This is a genomic window from Fusibacter sp., from assembly GCF_057447755.1.
Genome location: NZ_JBVBZF010000001.1, coordinates 138,755 through 155,375 on the forward strand (window position 1 = coordinate 138,755; position 16,621 = coordinate 155,375).

General features: G+C 35.5%; 31 protein-coding genes and 1 tRNA gene. All 32 read left to right on the plus strand.

Going from position 1 to position 16,621, the window contains the following annotated elements; all coding sequences use genetic code 11:
• Window positions 1-136: 136 nt before the first annotated feature.
• The 32 genes from AC220I_RS00820 to AC220I_RS00975 all read left to right on the plus strand — a co-directional run bounded on the left by AC220I_RS00820 (window position 137) and on the right by AC220I_RS00975 (window position 16,491).
• Window positions 137-499 (plus strand): hypothetical protein, encoded by a 363-nt coding sequence (locus AC220I_RS00820; protein ID WP_486721931.1) that lies wholly within the window; start codon window positions 137-139, stop codon window positions 497-499.
• Between the two features lie 29 nt (window positions 500-528).
• Window positions 529-602, plus strand: a tRNA-Thr gene (locus AC220I_RS00825).
• A 120-nt stretch (window positions 603-722) separates the two neighbouring features.
• Window positions 723-1,028, plus strand: coding sequence for a hypothetical protein (locus AC220I_RS00830; protein WP_486721932.1), 306 nt, complete (start codon window positions 723-725; stop codon window positions 1,026-1,028).
• Window positions 1,028-1,303, plus strand: coding sequence for a hypothetical protein (locus AC220I_RS00835; protein ID WP_486721933.1), 276 nt, complete (start codon window positions 1,028-1,030; stop codon window positions 1,301-1,303). The genes AC220I_RS00830 and AC220I_RS00835 overlap by 1 nt, the downstream gene beginning before the upstream one ends.
• Before the next feature lie 168 nt (window positions 1,304-1,471).
• The gene (locus AC220I_RS00840) at window positions 1,472-1,705 is read left to right on the plus strand and encodes a hypothetical protein (RefSeq protein WP_486721934.1); all 234 of its coding nucleotides are present in this window, start codon (window positions 1,472-1,474) and stop codon (window positions 1,703-1,705) included.
• Window positions 1,706-1,765: 60 nt separating this feature from the next.
• Window positions 1,766-2,185: a DsrE family protein gene (locus AC220I_RS00845; protein ID WP_486721935.1), complete on the plus strand. Its 420-nt coding sequence runs from the start codon at window positions 1,766-1,768 to the stop codon at window positions 2,183-2,185.
• On the plus strand, window positions 2,185-2,409 hold the full coding sequence (locus AC220I_RS00850; RefSeq protein ID WP_486721936.1) for a hypothetical protein: 225 nt from the start codon (window positions 2,185-2,187) through the stop codon (window positions 2,407-2,409). The genes AC220I_RS00845 and AC220I_RS00850 overlap by 1 nt, the downstream gene beginning before the upstream one ends.
• Entirely contained in the window at window positions 2,390-2,815 is a 426-nt protein-coding gene (locus AC220I_RS00855) for a hypothetical protein (protein WP_486721937.1), read from the plus strand. The genes AC220I_RS00850 and AC220I_RS00855 overlap by 20 nt, the downstream gene beginning before the upstream one ends.
• Window positions 2,815-3,168, plus strand: coding sequence for a hypothetical protein (locus AC220I_RS00860; RefSeq protein ID WP_486721938.1), 354 nt, complete (start codon window positions 2,815-2,817; stop codon window positions 3,166-3,168). The genes AC220I_RS00855 and AC220I_RS00860 overlap by 1 nt, the downstream gene beginning before the upstream one ends.
• 484 nt (window positions 3,169-3,652) lie before the next feature.
• Window positions 3,653-4,096 carry a hypothetical protein gene (locus tag AC220I_RS00865; protein WP_486721939.1) on the plus strand — a complete coding sequence of 148 codons (444 nt, stop codon included), beginning with the start codon at window positions 3,653-3,655 and terminating at the stop codon, window positions 4,094-4,096.
• Window positions 4,097-4,155: 59 nt separating this feature from the next.
• A complete protein-coding gene (locus AC220I_RS00870; protein ID WP_486721940.1) occupies window positions 4,156-4,350 on the plus strand; it encodes a hypothetical protein in 195 nt (64 codons plus the stop codon).
• Window positions 4,351-4,352: 2 nt separating this feature from the next.
• Complete coding sequence (locus AC220I_RS00875) at window positions 4,353-5,270, plus strand: quinolinate synthase (protein WP_486721941.1); 918 nt, start codon at window positions 4,353-4,355, stop codon at window positions 5,268-5,270.
• Window positions 5,270-5,584, plus strand: a complete 315-nt coding sequence (locus AC220I_RS00880; protein WP_486721942.1) for a hypothetical protein — start codon at window positions 5,270-5,272, stop codon at window positions 5,582-5,584. Before AC220I_RS00875 ends, AC220I_RS00880 begins: the two co-directional genes overlap by 1 nt.
• An 18-nt stretch (window positions 5,585-5,602) precedes the next feature.
• A complete protein-coding gene (locus AC220I_RS00885) occupies window positions 5,603-7,153 on the plus strand; it encodes an aldehyde dehydrogenase family protein (protein ID WP_486721943.1) in 1,551 nt (516 codons plus the stop codon).
• Window positions 7,150-7,425 carry a hypothetical protein gene (locus tag AC220I_RS00890; RefSeq protein WP_486721944.1) on the plus strand — a complete coding sequence of 92 codons (276 nt, stop codon included), beginning with the start codon at window positions 7,150-7,152 and terminating at the stop codon, window positions 7,423-7,425. The genes AC220I_RS00885 and AC220I_RS00890 overlap by 4 nt, the downstream gene beginning before the upstream one ends.
• Window positions 7,422-7,712 carry a hypothetical protein gene (locus AC220I_RS00895; RefSeq protein WP_486721945.1) on the plus strand — a complete coding sequence of 97 codons (291 nt, stop codon included), beginning with the start codon at window positions 7,422-7,424 and terminating at the stop codon, window positions 7,710-7,712. The genes AC220I_RS00890 and AC220I_RS00895 overlap by 4 nt, the downstream gene beginning before the upstream one ends.
• Window positions 7,709-7,999: a hypothetical protein gene (locus AC220I_RS00900; RefSeq protein WP_486721946.1), complete on the plus strand. Its 291-nt coding sequence runs from the start codon at window positions 7,709-7,711 to the stop codon at window positions 7,997-7,999. Before AC220I_RS00895 ends, AC220I_RS00900 begins: the two co-directional genes overlap by 4 nt.
• Before the next feature lie 14 nt (window positions 8,000-8,013).
• A complete protein-coding gene (locus AC220I_RS00905) occupies window positions 8,014-8,433 on the plus strand; it encodes a hypothetical protein (RefSeq protein ID WP_486721947.1) in 420 nt (139 codons plus the stop codon).
• A 23-nt stretch (window positions 8,434-8,456) separates the two neighbouring features.
• Entirely contained in the window at window positions 8,457-9,821 is a 1,365-nt protein-coding gene (locus AC220I_RS00910; RefSeq protein ID WP_486721948.1) for a LamG domain-containing protein, read from the plus strand.
• Between the two features lie 58 nt (window positions 9,822-9,879).
• Window positions 9,880-10,299, plus strand: coding sequence for a pilin (locus AC220I_RS00915; RefSeq protein ID WP_486721949.1), 420 nt, complete (start codon window positions 9,880-9,882; stop codon window positions 10,297-10,299).
• 184 nt (window positions 10,300-10,483) lie between these two features.
• Window positions 10,484-10,882 (plus strand): hypothetical protein, encoded by a 399-nt coding sequence (locus tag AC220I_RS00920; RefSeq protein WP_486721950.1) that lies wholly within the window; start codon window positions 10,484-10,486, stop codon window positions 10,880-10,882.
• Between the two features lie 180 nt (window positions 10,883-11,062).
• Complete coding sequence (locus AC220I_RS00925; RefSeq protein WP_486721951.1) at window positions 11,063-11,236, plus strand: hypothetical protein; 174 nt, start codon at window positions 11,063-11,065, stop codon at window positions 11,234-11,236.
• Window positions 11,229-11,489 carry a hypothetical protein gene (locus tag AC220I_RS00930; protein WP_486721952.1) on the plus strand — a complete coding sequence of 87 codons (261 nt, stop codon included), beginning with the start codon at window positions 11,229-11,231 and terminating at the stop codon, window positions 11,487-11,489. The genes AC220I_RS00925 and AC220I_RS00930 overlap by 8 nt, the downstream gene beginning before the upstream one ends.
• Window positions 11,489-11,794 carry a hypothetical protein gene (locus AC220I_RS00935; protein WP_486721953.1) on the plus strand — a complete coding sequence of 102 codons (306 nt, stop codon included), beginning with the start codon at window positions 11,489-11,491 and terminating at the stop codon, window positions 11,792-11,794. The genes AC220I_RS00930 and AC220I_RS00935 overlap by 1 nt, the downstream gene beginning before the upstream one ends.
• A 67-nt stretch (window positions 11,795-11,861) precedes the next feature.
• The gene (locus tag AC220I_RS00940; protein WP_486721954.1) at window positions 11,862-14,063 is read left to right on the plus strand and encodes a hypothetical protein; all 2,202 of its coding nucleotides are present in this window, start codon (window positions 11,862-11,864) and stop codon (window positions 14,061-14,063) included.
• Window positions 14,047-14,937 (plus strand): hypothetical protein, encoded by an 891-nt coding sequence (locus AC220I_RS00945; protein ID WP_486721955.1) that lies wholly within the window; start codon window positions 14,047-14,049, stop codon window positions 14,935-14,937. Before AC220I_RS00940 ends, AC220I_RS00945 begins: the two co-directional genes overlap by 17 nt.
• Window positions 14,937-15,302 carry a hypothetical protein gene (locus AC220I_RS00950; protein ID WP_486721956.1) on the plus strand — a complete coding sequence of 122 codons (366 nt, stop codon included), beginning with the start codon at window positions 14,937-14,939 and terminating at the stop codon, window positions 15,300-15,302. Before AC220I_RS00945 ends, AC220I_RS00950 begins: the two co-directional genes overlap by 1 nt.
• Entirely contained in the window at window positions 15,299-15,562 is a 264-nt protein-coding gene (locus AC220I_RS00955) for a hypothetical protein (protein WP_486721957.1), read from the plus strand. The genes AC220I_RS00950 and AC220I_RS00955 overlap by 4 nt, the downstream gene beginning before the upstream one ends.
• On the plus strand, window positions 15,559-15,786 hold the full coding sequence (locus AC220I_RS00960) for a hypothetical protein (RefSeq protein WP_486721958.1): 228 nt from the start codon (window positions 15,559-15,561) through the stop codon (window positions 15,784-15,786). Before AC220I_RS00955 ends, AC220I_RS00960 begins: the two co-directional genes overlap by 4 nt.
• Entirely contained in the window at window positions 15,786-15,995 is a 210-nt protein-coding gene (locus tag AC220I_RS00965) for a hypothetical protein (protein ID WP_486721959.1), read from the plus strand. The genes AC220I_RS00960 and AC220I_RS00965 overlap by 1 nt, the downstream gene beginning before the upstream one ends.
• Entirely contained in the window at window positions 15,992-16,246 is a 255-nt protein-coding gene (locus AC220I_RS00970; RefSeq protein WP_486721960.1) for a hypothetical protein, read from the plus strand. The genes AC220I_RS00965 and AC220I_RS00970 overlap by 4 nt, the downstream gene beginning before the upstream one ends.
• The gene (locus AC220I_RS00975; protein WP_486721961.1) at window positions 16,243-16,491 is read left to right on the plus strand and encodes a hypothetical protein; all 249 of its coding nucleotides are present in this window, start codon (window positions 16,243-16,245) and stop codon (window positions 16,489-16,491) included. The genes AC220I_RS00970 and AC220I_RS00975 overlap by 4 nt, the downstream gene beginning before the upstream one ends.
• Window positions 16,492-16,621: the final 130 nt, after the last annotated feature.

The following is a 16,621-nucleotide window of genomic DNA, read 5'->3' on the forward strand; positions in this document are numbered from 1 at the left end:
GTAGATTAATTGTTGACCTTAAATAGGTTTGCATATATAGTATATGAAACATCAGAGGAGAATTAATACGTTGTAAACAAGCTGTTCCGATATGGTAAGTTGAATCGCATTTATCAACACATAGAGGAGATTTGTTATGTTTTACGGTGATTTTAATTCAGCTGATGATGTTTTTAATAACTTCAATGTTTCTGTTCAGGAACAGCAAGGAGTAAACATATTATTTGCTTGGTATGGATATGGAGATTACGATGGTTCAGCATTCGTGTTGTTCACTCGTGATAACAAATTATATGAAGTAAATGGAGGTCACTGCTCTTGCATGGGATTGGAAGACCAATGGGAACCGGAGGAAACTTCGGTAGAGGCTTTACGTTTTCGAGTTGAAAAAGGACATTTGGGTAAGGAAACTTACTATCATGATGGAATATGGGACGAGGATTTGTTAAAGTGTTTGAAGTTATTTGAGTCTGGAAAATGGAAATTATGGATATTATAAGGCCGATCCGTCTTCGGACGGATCTTCTTGCCCCTATAGTTTAATGGTAAAACAGTAGATTTGTAATCTTCTGATCTTGGTTCGATTCCGAGTAGGGGCTCCAAAGTGAATAGACGAAGCACATAGTGAGGTTAAGCGTGGTAGAGGTTGGAGGGGCACGAAAGGCTGACGTGTGATAAGTGTAGGGTGGTACCTATATTCACTTTCTTCTTTAGAGGATTTTATGAAATATAATTTCACTAATCATCTTCGAGAACGTTTTCAAGAACGTTTTCCATATAAGATACAAGATAACAATGTAAACAAAGCAATTGCTATCGAATTTTATCAAAAGTCATCTCCCAATCGCTCCATATTTAATAACACAGCATTAATGGCTGAAATGTATAGGAAATATGGATATGATAGAAAAATGGAGTTCTTTACTTCTCCTGATGTTGTATTTGTTTGTATTGATGATACGATCGTTACTGTGTATGATCGTATGACAAGTGTATTCGCACAAAATTTATCTCGATTTCAAAAATAATGTTTGATAGAATAAAGCAATTTTTCAAAAAGGAACCAGAACCTGAAATTCAGCTTGAATTACCAGAGCAATCAATTCCTTCCGAACAGCCAAAACAAAGAGGTTATATGAACAGCAAAATTAATCACCATATTTTTTCAAGTATGGAGGAACTTAACACTTGGGTTGAAACAGCAGTTGAAACAAGCCAATTTTGTAGTATTATCAATATACAGTTTGTTCCAATTGGTGTTGGTGGTCATGAAGAATTCCACCTTTTCATAATTCACGATTAATGAATAAACGTTTTAATGTTATTTGGTGCTTACTTTTCCATCGTAAAAAATGGACTAAAGATGTCTATGGTTCTACTTGGACCAACATGACAATAGCAAAGTGTCCCAAATGTGATTGTAAACATGTTGTACATTGGGCATGGTGGCAAAGACCTTAGGAGGAAAAATATGTCTTGGAAAAACCAACCAATATCTGAAAAGCAAATTCATACTTTGCGAGAAACATTTGAATATACTGGTGAATTACCAAAAACAAAAGGTGAAGCTAGTCTATTAATTCAACAAATTTATCAAGCGAATGCTGAAGTTTGGGCACATAGTTTTGCTGGTAATTATAATAATGATTACGACTATGAAAACGAATGGGAATTAGATCAGTATTTTGAAATTGATGGGTGGTGAGTTGACATTTCTATAAAAATAATACATGCTTTAAGTTGATTAATTAACTGGAGCACCAACATGAAAAAATTACTTTTTCTTCTTCCCCTTCTTTTGGGCTTAGCAGGTCCTGTCCTTGCTGACACCACATTTGCAGAACATCTTGTTGTATTACAAGTTTCTGAAGTAAATGCCCAACCCAAAGTTCTCAATGTAGCAAACAATCTGTTGAAGCATTATGGTCAAGATAAAATTGACATTCAGGTTGTTGCCTTTGGTCCTGGTGGTCAACTTCTACTAAATAAAAGTAAACTCTCAAAACGAGTTTCAGGGTTAGCAGAGCGTGGAGTTACTTTCGCACTTTGCACAAACACGTTAAAGAAGATGACAAAAAAGGCTGGTCATGCACCTAAACTTAATCCACATGCAATAACCCCATCACCTGGAGTTGTTCGCATTTTGGACTTAGTCAGTAAGGGGTATGTCCTTGTAAAACCATAATGGTTGTAAAAATAATCAAATTAAAATCCAGCAAATATTCTGACAAAGGTATAATCGTTTGTCAGGATGATGCTGGATTTCTTTTTTTCCCACCTAAAAAAGCACAAGAGATTGGGCTAACCCCACAAGAAAACACATTTTGTTCTGTTGATGAATTGAATTTATTGTTTGATGATACCTTTATAGTAATTGAGGAATCAAACAATGGCACAGACCCAACATGAATCTGAAACCCGTATAGTGTTATACATCTGTATAACTGTATTGTTAATTGTTGTTGGTATGGTTAGTTGTACTATGCACAGCAACACATATGACCCCCAACGAGAAGCTCAAGAAACCCTTCAAACAAAAGCTGAATCAGAAGCTACAATACGTAAAACAGAAGCAGAATCAAAAGCTGCAATTGTTACTGCACAAGCAAATGCAGAACTGGAAAAGAATAAGGTTACCTTAATGGAAAATCTTATAGCAAAAGGGGCTTCACCGATTGAAGCAAGATGTGCAATTTTTGGGTGGGATCGTGATACCGATTCAGTATGTTTAGCTGTAGTTAAACCTGATGCAGTTGTAGAAACTGAAAAGAAAAAATCAGGTGCAACATTGTGTCTTGGGCAGGGGTGTGACTAATGAAATTTACTGCAACACACTATACAATTATTATTTGTACACTAATCGTTTCTTGGTTTGTATACTGCATATTCGATGCTCAATACGATCCTCAACGTGAAGTTCAAGAAACTACTCGATACATTAAACAAAAAGATATTGAACACGTTGATTATATTAAACGACTTGAAAAAGAGGAAAAAAATCGTCAGCTACAAGCAGAAGAAACCAAAATAAAATTAGAACAAATTAACCAACTAGTGGCAAAAGGATTTACCCCATTTGCTGCAAGATGCGCAGTATATGGATATACCACTAAGCACGATCTAACCTTTTGTATGAAGGCAAACAAGAAAGATGTTCAGCCCGAGTAAAAAAATAATTTGGTTATGTCCTCATTGTAGAAGTCCACACATAACCAAAAAGAAAATCGAAGATTTTATATTTGGTGATACCTGGGTAGCATGTGAATGTAATAGCTGTCACCACCGACATGATTGGACTTCTCGAATCAAAGTAAGTGTGCAAAAATACAATAAACACTCTGATCTTGCAGAGAAGTTGATTAAAACTGATAAGTGGGGTATTCACTACTTACATAACCCAACCGAACGACAAATGAAAATTCATAGACTGAGGTGGCAATTATGAGTCGTAATTTTAAACTGAATGTAGTATCTTCTATATTATCATTTACTGGATATAGTATTATATGGTACATATATGGAACTACAACATTATTGTGTATGTTAGCGCTTGGACTTTCCATGTTGCTACAAATAAAGAAATATACTGGTAAATGATAAATAGAATTGACAGATAGACTGTCAACACATCAAACATGAGGAGGAACTCATCATGCAAACACTAGAAACAATGCAAAATCTTATCAAAGATGTTACATTTAACGATTGGAATTACCACATTAAGTTAGATGGAACTCGTCCTTACCTACAAATCAAATTCATGGCTCCTTGCAATATGACAGGTGTTATGGAAGAACAATCGAGTCGTAAGTGGTTGTTAAGTTTTCATATGACTGATGATGAAATTATTTCAACAGCCTTGAAAGCTACGTTAACTGCAGTGGAGCATGAGACTCGCGAACAGTTTAAGTGGAGAAAACAACCAATTTATCGTCCTCATTATAGCATTTATGAATTACATGCTTTGAGTGAAAAAGGTGCAACAACAAAACGAGATCCACAAGAAAATAGTTCTTGGGAAGGTTGTGTTGATCGTCAATCAGGAGCATTTGAAGATTGGGAAATTCTTGAAAGTATTCAAGAAAAATACTATTGATCCAAATTATAATTTATAGTACCCTATAGCTGGAAATCTATAATTTGGAGAAACGTATCATGTCACAAAAATCCTACAAATTCAAAAATGTACACATCGTTGGTTGGACAGTTTATTGTTTATATGAAGTTTTCCAATTAAATGAGTATACAAATGAGTGGGAATCTATTGGAGTAAAATCTGAAGTAGTTTGTTTAAAAGATATCGTTCCAAAAATAGAACCAGCATATGTACCACCTCAAGAGGAGGACTAACAATGAAAACTCTAGTTCTTGCACACTACTATACTGTACCTGAAGTACAAAAGATGGCCGATTATGTAGGCGATAGTCTCGATCTAGCTATGCATGCTGCCAGGGAAAAACCAGATCGAATTGTTTTTGCAGGTGTTCGATTTATGGCTGAAACTGCAAAAATTCTTTTACCTAACACAGAAGTAATTCTTCCACACAAAGACTCGACTTGTTCGTTAGTAGAGCAAACCAATATTAAAGAATTAGCCTCGTGGTTAGATGATTGTTGGTGGATTGCTGGAAAACCAACAACACACATTATGTACATCAACTCAAGTGCAGAAATGAAAACACTGGCAGATGTTGTTGTGACATCTCGCAACGTAGAAGAAATTTGCCAGCACTACCACAACAAAGGTCACAAAATTTTATTCTCACCTGATCGTAACATGGGTGCTTATTTGAAACATGAGCATCCTGATTGGGACATTGAATATTGGACAGCTGTTTGTGAAGTTCATGATCAATTTAAGGAAGAAGAAATTCTTCGAGCAATGAGTAGTTGGACTGATGGCAAAAAGTACTTACTTGCTCATCCTGAAAGTCCTTTACCAGTTTTAAAACGAGCTGATATGATTGGTTCTACAAGTAAAATGTTACAGTGGGTAAAAGATCATCCTTACAAACATTCCACTATCTTTGTTGCAACTGAAGATGGGTTATTGTATAATATGAAAGAGGCACGACCTGAGTTAGATATACGTTTAGCTCCAACCTACACAGGTTGTCAATGTAATTCGTGTCCTTACATGAAAAAGAATACACCTGAACTTGTTGAACAGGCTATTCGTGGAGAGGCTGGTGTTTCAATTAACTATCTAACTCAAGATGTTATGAAACAAGCCCATTTTCCAATCGCTCGAATGATGGAGTTTAATTGATGGATGAAGTTAATTCAAAAACCAGCTTATTTTCCTGGGTTGAAATTTTTATAGGTGCTATATTTGTGGGTGTAATATTAGTGGGTGCAATATTTTATATGGGTACGACTAATATGCATTCCATAACAACACCACAACTAGAATTAGTTGAACAGATGTTAGATAAAAATTGTCCCACCCCTGAATTAAAACAATTCGTAAAGGACCAACTTCAACCAAATGAAGTTTTTTCTGCTACAGATTTTTTAACATTCGAGCGTAAGTGCAACGAAGCAAAAACTGATTTACTAATCGAAAGGTTGAAAAACAAATAAAACATTTAGGAGAATCAAATGAATAAAAAGTGGCAAAAACAATTTCAAGGTTGGCTAAAAGGTGTTGTGGAAAATGCCAAAACATACAAAGGTCTTCCACAACAATACTTAGCAACTGCTCCAAAGGAAGTTGCAATTACGTCTATTAATCCAACTACAGAACGTGTAATTGGTGATGCTACCATTCGTACAGCAAACGTACATGACTATGCAACAATGAGGGATGAAGCTGTTTTAGCCCAAAAAGAATGGCAGAAAATTCCTGCACCAGTTCGTGGTGATTTTGTTCGTGAATTAGGTAATCGTTTTCGAGACTATAAAGAATATTTGGGTATGTTAATCTCAGTAGAGATGGGTAAGATATATCAAGAAGGTCTTGGTGAAGTACAAGAAATGATTGATATATGTGACTTTGCTGTTGGTCAATCTCGTATGCTTTATGGTAAAACAATGCATTCGGAAAGACCTGAACACAGAATGTATGAACAATGGCATCCTCTTGGTGTTGTTGGTTGTATAACTGCTTTTAATTTTCCAATGGCTGTTTGGGCTTGGAATGCTGCTATTTCTTTTATTTGTGGTAATGCAGTTATTTGGAAACCTTCAACAAAAACACCACTTTGTGCAATTGCAGTAGATTGGATTGTTCGTGACTTATTAGTTGAAATGGATCTTCCAATGATTAGTCATTTGTTTTTAGCACAAAGTAGAGTTGTTGCTGAAGTAATGTTAGGAGATAAACAAATCAACCTACTATCATTCACTGGTTCTTCCAAAGTTGGAAAACATGTTTCAGAAACAGTTGGAAAACGTATGGGAAAATACTTACTTGAATGTAGTGGTAATAATGCTGTAATTGTTACCGAACATGCTAACTTGGATCTTGCAATTCCTGCTATTGGGTTTGGTGCTGTTGGTACAGCAGGTCAAAGATGTACAAGTACAAGAAGAGTCTTTGTACATAGAAGCAAAGTTGAAACTGTTAAAACTCGATTAGTTCGAATGTATGGGCATGTTAAGATTGGTGATCCAACTAATGAAGATACTTTAATGGGTCCGTTGATAGATAAAGATGCTGTTAGTACTTTTGAAAAGAAAATTGTTGAGATTCAACAAGCTCCAGATACAGAAATATTAATTGGTGGAAATACACGAAAGAGTGATGGAAACTTTGTTGAACCAACTATTGTATATGCATCACAACAAACAGACCTTATCAAAGATGAAGTCTTTGCTCCTATTGTTTACATTATACCTTTCAATCGTTTAGAAGAAGCAATTGAGATGCAAAATGACGTTAGTCAAGGTCTATCATCTTCTATCTTTACTGACAATGTTCAAGAAGCTGAACAGTTTTTGGCTGCTTGGGGAAGTGATTGTGGAATAGCAAATGTAAACATTGGTACTTCTGGTGCAGAAATTGGGGGTGCTTTTGGTGGTGAAAAAGAAACTGGTGGTGGTCGTGAGTCTGGATCAGATGCTTGGAAGCAATACGTGAGACGACAAACAAACACTATTAATTATGGTAAAGATTTACCATTAGCCCAAGGTATAAAATTTAAGATATGAAACCAACAGTTTACCCAATTTCACTTATTGAAGCAAATGGTGTACATCGAATTCTTCGAGCCAAGGGCTTGTGGAACGACGAATTTAATTGGGCAACATATGGTGATGAATATGATAAACATAAACGTCGAAAAGTTATTAAATTTTTAGAAAATCTTCAAGATGAAGAATTAATGGAAGAGTTGGTTTGTCTACATAAAGGTGTATATGACTGTCTTCCAAATCCTTCTGAACGTGTTACAAAGTATTATAAATTACGGTGGAAATTGTGAAAGTTTATACATTACCAAAACCAACACCTGTTGAAATGACAGTAAACGATGCAAAGGAAATTGCAATATTATTAGTTCAGCGAGGATATTGGACAAAGCAAGAACTGAAACAACAAGATCATCAACATTCTCGTGATGCAAAGAGGAACGTAATTCGTTGGCTTCAAAGATTAACTGATGAAGATATTCAAGAAGAATTAGTCCCTCTGCATAAAACCATTTATGAATGTTTCTTGTATCCAAGCCCAAGAGCAACTAAATGTTATAATTTACGTTGGAAATTATGAAAAGAAAACAACCATATTGGGTTTATGCTGAAAGAAATTTTGACCACACTCTTGGTGGACGATATATTTTTGAGACAAAATTATGTCCTAAATGCTGGGCTGTTAATGGTAGTGGAATTTGTGGCAACTGTGGATCAAAAATGGAAGGCATAAATGTTCGTGCAAGACCTCCTAAAAAATATGCTCCAAAAAAGAAATGGGAACAATTCTTTCAGTTATTCTATCCTAGTATTTTGAAAAACAAAAATTGGTGGAAAGATAGGTTGAACAAAAAACATAAATCCTAGATAATATATTGGTTATGTTTAAGAGTACTGGAAAAATTATCTACGACCCATATCGTGGAAACATGAACAAACGTACTGATTGGTGGTGTGTTGTTAATGTTGATCGTGAGATTACACGATATTATCGGTGGTGGGTTAAAAACCGTTATTGGATTGATTTGTGCCAACCTTCTTGGGATGCACACATCTCGGTTATACGTGGAGAAAAACCAAAACCAGAACTTATGCATTTGTGGAAGAAATACGACAAACAAATTGTAGAGTTTGAATACTCACATGAAGTCCGTCGTTCTGGTGATACAACTGGTTGGGATCGTCCAGATTGTTATTGGTTTGTAAATGTTTATTGTCCGCAACTGATTGAAATACGTAAGGAATTTGAACTTCCACACGATTGGAACCTTCACTTAACCATTGGAAGAACTTGGTCATAAATACCTCTAAACTGAGGTATTTTATGGCTTTTATTTTAGCAGTTCCAACATCATATTCACCAACCCCACCTGATGATACTTACTATCAGGCTGTACTAAATGACAGCCCAAATGCATACTATCGTTTCAGTGAAACATCAGGAACAGTTATGGCTGATTCGTCAGGTAATGGACAGGATGGAACTTACGTTAATTCTCCAAATCTAAATGTTTCGACTCTTCTACCAATAGATGCAGATTCGGCTATGGAGTTAACAACTGGGAATGATTATGCTACTTATCCAACTGCAGTAATTCCAGGTGGAGCAAATCCTTTTACGATAGAATGTTGGGTAAATTTGCCCACTAATATTACCACCGAAGCCTTCTCAGTTTTTATGGGATCTATTGGAACTGAACAAGCAGCCTTTATTGATTTTAGAAACAATGCTATACGGTTTGGTGGATATAGTAACGATATAGATTATGCTATAAGTTACGCAGGTCAAACATTACATGTTGTATACACTTATGATGGGTTTAATCGTAAAGGATATGTAAATGGTACTGAAGTTGTTGCAGATACTCTTAGTCTAAATGTAGGTACGTCAGGTATTATAGGTTATCATCCATACTACGGTCCAGGTAGTGGGAACGGTGATTTTAATGGCGTGATTGACGAAGTAGCAATTTATGATCATGTATTAGATCCAACACGAATTTCTTTACATTATACACTTGGAACTGCTGCTCCACCTATTTTTTGTTATACAGATACGATACTTCTATTAAGATCAAATACGTTTGATGGTGATACTACTTTTACAGATGATGGTATAGAAACTAACACATTAACCCCATCAGGAACAGTGCACCATTCAACTACCCAAGCAAAATTTGGGACATCATCTATACAGTGGACAGGTGGTGGATTTATTGCATTTACTAGTCCTTCTCTTGCTGTTGGAACTGGACCATTTACGATAGATTTCTGGATTTATCCTACAGGCTCGTTTGGAACTGGAGGAGTACTTTCTTCTGGTGTTATTAGTGGTCCTCTTGGATTTGAACTTCATACAAATGGATCAGCTATTAATTTTCATATTGGAAACAATACTGCTGGTGGAACTGGAGCTGGAGATCGTACTCCTCCATTGAATACTTGGACCCACTACGCATTTGTGCGAGATGATAGCCAACTGATTTATCTCTTTGAAAATGGTATTCAAGTGTTTGGTCCAACGACATATACAACTGGAGCATCGAGTACATCGATGTATGTGGGTTCAAGATATGCAGGTAATGCATCTTGGACACTAACAAATTGTTTTATTGACGAATTACGCATTAGTACTTTTGCACGTTGGACATCTGCTTTTACACCTCCAACAATAACTTGCACACCCTAGTTGACATTAATTTTATTTTAGGGTATCTTAAATGTAATATCTTTTTAGTGAGGTTTACATGAAAAAAGCAAATGGTTTTACACTTTTGGAGCTAATGACTATCGTTGCAGTTATTGGTATTTTAGCAACGATTGCATTGGCAACATATAGTCAATATCAGAATCGTGCAAAACTCGCTGAAGTTATTACAATTTCTTCAGTTGCAAAACAACACATTGTAGAATATTTTTCTTCAACAGGTGAACTTCCTGTCACCTTATCCGATATTAGTGTCGAGAATACTCCTACTACCTACATTGCTAATGTAGGTTTAGTTAATACACCTAACACAGTTAGTGTTGTTTATACGGTTCAGAAAATGGGTGTGGTAGGTGATTTCGCTTTAACAGGAACTATTCAAGGTTCAGAATTGTTGTGGAGTTGTGATTTATTTACTACAATACCACAACAAATGCTACCAAAGATTTGTAGATCGTAGGAGATATACATGGTCGATTTGCCAACAGAATTAGATATACGTTTACGAGAAATAGTTTGTTCAGGTTGCGAAATGCAACGTAGCATCGATAGACTATTGCTTGCAATTGAAATGGTGAAATTACACGAAGATATCGATGCAGTTCTTCCAACTCGAAAAGCCAAACGTTATGTGGAGCAATTTCGTGAATAAGTTCTTGATGATTTTTTGGATTGCTGTACTTTGTTTATTTTTTTATGAAATAGATAAAGCCACACAACACACTCCTAAAATGTCGGAACAAATTGAGTATATTCCTCTTGAAGAATATATCGAACAGAATGAACCACCCGAAAATAAGGTGATGGTCCTTCCACCTACCTTAATTGCACCAGCAGGATGTAATGCAAGGAGAATAGTAGACGTTAATGGTGTTACACCAGATCGTGTATTTTGTTACAATAAATGGATTGAAATACGACAACGAGAATTTAATGTCTTTTGTGAAGATGAAGATACTATGGTTCAAGCATATAAACACCCATCTTTAATTATGCAAATATTTGATCAATATGGTAATCCAATACAATGTCGTTCCGCTTGATTCTTTTCTATTTTCCATTGATAATAGCAAAATTGATTTTGAAAATTCGTCGTGATCGTTTTATACAGCAGTATAAAGCAAGTTCGGAATTGAATCGAAAAGTTTCACAAAGTACTCGTAATACTCTTCGTAGATTGGATTATGAATTGAAAAAGAAACTGTGGACAAAAAGGTAAAACTATGTTAACTCAACAAGAAATTGAATTATTGCATAAATTAGTTTCAGAAGAAATTGAAACCGAAAAAGCAGTTGCAAAAGACTTTCCTGAAGAAGTTGATTTGGACTATCAGGACGAATTAGTTGAATTACGAATTAAGTTAGCAGAACTTCACGTAGGAGTAATTCGTGGTTGAATTTATTACAGGAACTGTAACAAAAGAACGTCTAATACAATTTGTTAATGACGTGTATCATGCTGATTTATTTGAGTATGATGATAGCAAGTTAACACCCGAAATTTGTGAACAATTAGCCCTTATTATGGGCAGATGGAAAGATACGTTATTGAACATCTATGCTACTGATGGAGAGGAAGATGTTGATTCCATGGAAATTTTAATGGATGAAATCGATACTTTATTAAAACCAATCATTGAGGAAGACTAATGGGTTATTATACAGATTTTAAATTAGTGATCAATTCTGATGAAGATCAAGATATTGATCACCATGAAGCAATTTCAGAATTGTATAATGAAGGGTACTACATTTGGGATGAAGGACTTAAGTGGTATGATTGGGAAGAAAATATGCGTGAATATTCACAGAAGTATCCACACATCTTATTTTCATTGTATGGAAATGGTGAAGAAAATGGAGATATTTGGGTCGCATACATACTGAATGGTAAAGTACAATATGAGGAACTTCCAAAAACCTTTCCACCTTTTGATGAATCAAAGTTAAAATAACCGTTGACCCTCCACCCTTAATATCAGATAATAAACTCTGATATAAACATTCTATGGAGTTTCTTAAATGAAATTACACACCACAGAAACTAAACTTGAACGTGAAGGTGTTAATACTGAATCAACTTTCACAATTAAAACTACAGCAAAAGCATTTGATATTTTATCAAGTGGTCTTTATTCGGATAAAATACTTGCTGTAATTCGTGAGTTATCAGCAAATGCTAAAGATGCTCATGTACAGGCTGGAAGAGGTGATGTTCCTTTTGAAGTTCATATTCCTACAGTAATGGAGCCCTTCTTTTCTGTAAAGGATTATGGAGTCAGTATGACTGATGAACAAATCATGACGTTATACACCACTTATTTCGATTCCACCAAAACAGAATCCAATGACTTTATTGGAGCGTTGGGGTTAGGATCAAAGAGTCCTTTCAGTTATACAAAATCCTTCACGGTTACAGCTTGTAAGGATGGAGTAAAAAGAGTTTACACAATGTTCATCAACGAACATGGTGTTCCTTCTGTTGCAAAAACTTTCGAAAGTGATTTTGATGAAAGTATTCAAGATGGGTTGGAAGTTAAAATTGCTGTTTTAAGAGAGGACTTCCACCGTTTTTCAGATCGTGCTGAATCTGCACTTCAATATTATAATCCTTTACCACTTATGACAGGTGGTTCTATATATTTGAAGGAACCAAACTATAAAATGGAAGGTAATGGTTGGGCAATTCTTGACAAGAATTCTTGGCACAAAGAATATATTGCCATTCAAGGTAATGTACCTTATCCACTTGATATCTATCAGATTCGTGATAAAATGTCCGATAAAGCAAAACGTATAATTGAAGAAATGTCTTTGGTTATGCATTTTGAAATTGGTGAATTGGAAGTAGCAGCCAATCGTGAAGCATTGCAGTACGACGATCGCACAATTCGTAATATCGAAAAAAGATTCGAACAAATTGCTGATGATGTTCAGGCTTTGATTGAATCGAAAATAACCACACAAAAAACTCGTTGGGACTTTTATTTGATGATGAACAAACTTTCACTCGAAATGTTTCGTAGTGAAAGTAAAATTTCTGAACTGTTCCGTACATCATCTTGTTCTTCTGCTAGTAGTCAAAATAACATAGTACCTATTAGCACCAATAAACGTTTCAATGATTATGTAAATAATCGTAGATCATTTAATTTTCGGACTAGTGGAGGTCTAGAATTTCCAAATATTTCTTTGTATGTGTATGCTGATGACCGTAGTAAACGTGCTGAAATGCACATGTCAGTTTCTCCACATGCTCGATATATTGTATTAGAGAATGATATGAAAGTTGGTGGTGTTCGTCGTATTCAACACTACTTAAGCAAGAATGACAAACAAGCTTTGACTATTCGTTGCAAGAACTTGGATGGATCTGATCAAAAAGAAATGAAAAAGTTCATTCGTGCTATTGGTTCACCAAAGGTTGTTAAAGTCAGTACTTTACCGAAACCTCCTATGGAACCAAAGAAAGGTACACGTGTGGATAGCATTTATGTTCTTGAAGATAGATCATATGGATCATATGGTTACAAGAGACGTGCAGTGTGGAATCGACTAATATTGGATTCTGACAGATTAGCAAATGGTGGTGTTTATCTTGAAAAGGATGGTCGTACATTTCTTGGTAACGATGATAAACACTATGATCCACAAGCTCAATTAGTAGGTAATGAAAATTTACTATTCAGAGTTTTGGAACAACATTATCCAGACCTTGTTGACCTAGAACTACCACGTTTTATTTTTGGTGCAACAAAAAATGTAGTTAAGAAATTAAAGAATGAGCCTAATTGGTTTGATTTGATGGATATTGTTAAGCCACTTGTTGATGGATTACATAAACGATTTTTGGCTCAGGAAAATTATCATCATGTAATTGCTGAGTTTAGACCTTTACGTTTGATTGAAAAATCAGCAGTTCGTCAACGAATTCTTGATACATTAAACCCAGGACTACTACGTGATACGTTTGAATCTACTGGCAAAATGTACGATACAAATAACGTTGATGATGTGTGGAATCTCAAGTATACTCTAGAGGCTCTTGGGTTCAGATTTGATTTGGATCCAAAATCTCTTATTACTGAACAAGAGATTGAAGAACGTTATCCAATGTTGAAGTTTGTTGATTCATATCAATTTGAATGCAACTTCGACACAATTGCTACTTATATTAACCTAATCGATAAAGTTGAGGAGACTAACGATGCCAAGCATGATTAAGGCTGATGACTATATTACCATTACAATGGATGATGGTGATTCTTTTACTGTTACGAGAGACCAGAAGTGTTTTGTATCAGTTTTGGATGCTGTGAAACGACGTGATTTTGCGGCTGCAAGGGAACTCTCTGATCCACGTGCTCTTTTGAACAAGAGTGTAGAAGGTCAGTCAAATGTTGAAATCGTAAAGGGTGAAGTCCTTTACAAAGGTATTCCAATGCATAATACGTTGACAGAACGTATGGTTGAGATGTTGGAGCAAGGTTTGCAGGTTGAACCAATGATTATTTTCTTGGATAACCTAATGCAAAATCCAAGTCATCGTGCTGTGAATGAACTGTATGGTTTCTTGGAATATGGAAAACTTCCAATTACTGACGATGGTCATTTCTTAGCTTACAAACGTATTAAATCTGATTGGACAGATTGTTACACTGGTACAATCAACAATCGTGTTGGTCAAGAAGTTCATATGGAACGAAATGAAGTGGATGATAATTGTAATCATACTTGCTCTGCTGGTCTCCATTTTTGTTCTCGTGAATATGTGGATCAGTTTTGGGGTGAACGTGTAGTAATGATTAAGATCCATCCAAAAGATGTTGTCTCCATACCTACTGATTACAACAATACGAAAGGTCGTTGCTGTGCATACACAGTTTTGGCTGAAATCAAGCCCGAAACTGCAATCGAAGGTGCTTATCAAGACACTACTTCATTGAAGGATTTGTTGGGTGGCGTTAAGCAAGTATCTTTTGATACACGAGCAAAAGCCCGTCACTTCTGCAATGAACATGAAGAGTTCAAATTTGTAGATAATGGTATCAAGTCAGTGAATCGCTGGGGTGCTATTAAACGTGACGAGGAAGAATAATGGTTGTTCCATTACCTACCCCTTTACTCGAAGTTGGTCAGAAGGTCGTTGTGCTTAGCAAACGACCTTCTGATGAAGATGTTGAATATCATGGTGTTATCGATAAAATCGTTGGTACCTTGAAGGAAGGTGAACAATCTTGGTACAGAGTACAATGTTACTCTGTGTACACAGATGGAGTCTTGGAGGAAATTGACGCATTTGTTGTAGTTAGTTGTCAATTTGATCATGGTCCTGATTGTCAGATATTCACAGATGATGATTATTTTGTGGAAGGTGACGATTACCTGTTGTCTGAGACTAACGAAATGGTTGATAATTTTATTATGAACGTGAAAAACGTAGTAATGAGATTATTTGTATGAATGTTATTTGCAAACTAAAATCTGTAAATCCTTATCTACCAAATACACCTATTCGTGTAAATGCTCCTTCTATTGTGGAAGGAGCAACACTTCGTTTAGTGTATAAAGAAGGTGGAATGAAGGAATGTATTGTAGTTTGTGACAAAGAAGGTAACATTGTAAATAAGACATTAATCGAATTTGTTACTGGAAAAAGTAACCTAAAAACAGCTGATAATAATCCATTTAATGTGGACAATAATAATTTGGTGCTAAAATGAGTGTATGGGACGAATTGAGTAGTAAGGCGTTCATCAATTTAACTGAGGATGAACAATGGGATACATTCGAAAGAATGTTACAACAACACGATAAGAATTTTGCTTTGGATGAACCTGTAGAATGGGGTTGTGGACATCATCGTCAACAAATTATCCAATATGCTATAGAACTGTTGCAAGAAATTGATTCTAATCGTGTACAAGCATTATTGGATCAATATTAATGGCAAAAACCACTCCAATCAAAGATGTAGATAATGGTACTTTGTTTAAACGTCAAGTTAATGCAAAGACTACATTCTTGATGCTTGAAGGAATGGAGTGGGATGGTGGATATGCTGCTACAGGGTATCAAGCAGTTAACCTTACAACATTTACTGTAGCAAAAATTCCTTTAAATGCTCGTGTAATAGTAATAGGTAAATATGAATGAAATCAATCGTTTTATATCTAAAAGCAGTCCTTCCAAAAACACTTGACACAAAAGATCGTGCTCAAATCACTAATTTGTTGAATCATGCTCAAGTAAATTATGAAGGAGCTGATCAGGAACTCCAGTTCATATGTTCAGACATTTTCGAAGATAGTCCTTCAGAACATATGCAAATTGTTCTAAACTGGGTCGAATTGTTACTTCGTGACGAATCAGTAATTCATGATATGCATCGGTTGGGACTTGTATGACACGTACAGAATTGTGGATTATTTACACACAAAGAAATCCTCACTGGAAAGAAGATGGTGCAAACCTAACAGCAAATGGTCTCCAAAAACTTTTTGAACAAGTTTGGAAACATGCTTATGAGGAAGGACGCAAAGCTGGTGTAACTGAAGGTATGCATATGATGTCCGAACTCCAAAAGAATGGCTATGGTGAGAAAGATTATGGAGATTTTGCTGATGTCTTTAAAGACATTTTTAGAAAATGATAAAGAAGTCCAAGAGTTTTTTGGGGAGATTATTTTTCCATTTGCTTGGTTAATTATCTTAATTGGCTCAATCCTGTTGGCTTTCGTAGGAATTTAGGCTTTAATATTGCTCTAGAATAAATAAAATTAT

Excerpts from the sequence above, each read along its gene's own strand:
- AC220I_RS00865 (WP_486721939.1), top strand. The coding sequence starts at position 3,653 with ATGCAAACACTAGAAACAATGCAAAATCTTATCAAAGATGTTACATTT.
- AC220I_RS00950 (WP_486721956.1), top strand. The coding sequence starts at position 14,937 with ATGGTTGTTCCATTACCTACCCCTTTACTCGAAGTTGGTCAGAAGGTC.
- AC220I_RS00855 (WP_486721937.1), top strand. The coding sequence starts at position 2,390 with ATGGCACAGACCCAACATGAATCTGAAACCCGTATAGTGTTATACATC.
- AC220I_RS00915 (WP_486721949.1), top strand. The coding sequence starts at position 9,880 with ATGAAAAAAGCAAATGGTTTTACACTTTTGGAGCTAATGACTATCGTT.
- AC220I_RS00875 (WP_486721941.1), top strand. The coding sequence starts at position 4,353 with ATGAAAACTCTAGTTCTTGCACACTACTATACTGTACCTGAAGTACAA.
- AC220I_RS00845 (WP_486721935.1), top strand. The coding sequence starts at position 1,766 with ATGAAAAAATTACTTTTTCTTCTTCCCCTTCTTTTGGGCTTAGCAGGT.
- AC220I_RS00890 (WP_486721944.1), top strand. The coding sequence starts at position 7,150 with ATGAAACCAACAGTTTACCCAATTTCACTTATTGAAGCAAATGGTGTA.
- AC220I_RS00840 (WP_486721934.1), top strand. The coding sequence starts at position 1,472 with ATGTCTTGGAAAAACCAACCAATATCTGAAAAGCAAATTCATACTTTG.
- AC220I_RS00970 (WP_486721960.1), top strand. The coding sequence starts at position 15,992 with ATGAAATCAATCGTTTTATATCTAAAAGCAGTCCTTCCAAAAACACTT.
- AC220I_RS00905 (WP_486721947.1), top strand. The coding sequence starts at position 8,014 with ATGTTTAAGAGTACTGGAAAAATTATCTACGACCCATATCGTGGAAAC.
- AC220I_RS00870 (WP_486721940.1), top strand. The coding sequence starts at position 4,156 with ATGTCACAAAAATCCTACAAATTCAAAAATGTACACATCGTTGGTTGG.
- AC220I_RS00850 (WP_486721936.1), top strand. The coding sequence starts at position 2,185 with ATGGTTGTAAAAATAATCAAATTAAAATCCAGCAAATATTCTGACAAA.
- AC220I_RS00940 (WP_486721954.1), top strand. The coding sequence starts at position 11,862 with ATGAAATTACACACCACAGAAACTAAACTTGAACGTGAAGGTGTTAAT.
- AC220I_RS00900 (WP_486721946.1), top strand. The coding sequence starts at position 7,709 with ATGAAAAGAAAACAACCATATTGGGTTTATGCTGAAAGAAATTTTGAC.
- AC220I_RS00820 (WP_486721931.1), top strand. The coding sequence starts at position 137 with ATGTTTTACGGTGATTTTAATTCAGCTGATGATGTTTTTAATAACTTC.
- AC220I_RS00955 (WP_486721957.1), top strand. The coding sequence starts at position 15,299 with ATGAATGTTATTTGCAAACTAAAATCTGTAAATCCTTATCTACCAAAT.
- AC220I_RS00835 (WP_486721933.1), top strand. The coding sequence starts at position 1,028 with ATGTTTGATAGAATAAAGCAATTTTTCAAAAAGGAACCAGAACCTGAA.
- AC220I_RS00885 (WP_486721943.1), top strand. The coding sequence starts at position 5,603 with ATGAATAAAAAGTGGCAAAAACAATTTCAAGGTTGGCTAAAAGGTGTT.
- AC220I_RS00935 (WP_486721953.1), top strand. The coding sequence starts at position 11,489 with ATGGGTTATTATACAGATTTTAAATTAGTGATCAATTCTGATGAAGAT.
- AC220I_RS00945 (WP_486721955.1), top strand. The coding sequence starts at position 14,047 with ATGCCAAGCATGATTAAGGCTGATGACTATATTACCATTACAATGGAT.
- AC220I_RS00830 (WP_486721932.1), top strand. The coding sequence starts at position 723 with ATGAAATATAATTTCACTAATCATCTTCGAGAACGTTTTCAAGAACGT.
- AC220I_RS00975 (WP_486721961.1), top strand. The coding sequence starts at position 16,243 with ATGACACGTACAGAATTGTGGATTATTTACACACAAAGAAATCCTCAC.
- AC220I_RS00860 (WP_486721938.1), top strand. The coding sequence starts at position 2,815 with ATGAAATTTACTGCAACACACTATACAATTATTATTTGTACACTAATC.
- AC220I_RS00960 (WP_486721958.1), top strand. The coding sequence starts at position 15,559 with ATGAGTGTATGGGACGAATTGAGTAGTAAGGCGTTCATCAATTTAACT.
- AC220I_RS00910 (WP_486721948.1), top strand. The coding sequence starts at position 8,457 with ATGGCTTTTATTTTAGCAGTTCCAACATCATATTCACCAACCCCACCT.
- AC220I_RS00925 (WP_486721951.1), top strand. The coding sequence starts at position 11,063 with ATGTTAACTCAACAAGAAATTGAATTATTGCATAAATTAGTTTCAGAA.
- AC220I_RS00965 (WP_486721959.1), top strand. The coding sequence starts at position 15,786 with ATGGCAAAAACCACTCCAATCAAAGATGTAGATAATGGTACTTTGTTT.
- AC220I_RS00880 (WP_486721942.1), top strand. The coding sequence starts at position 5,270 with ATGGATGAAGTTAATTCAAAAACCAGCTTATTTTCCTGGGTTGAAATT.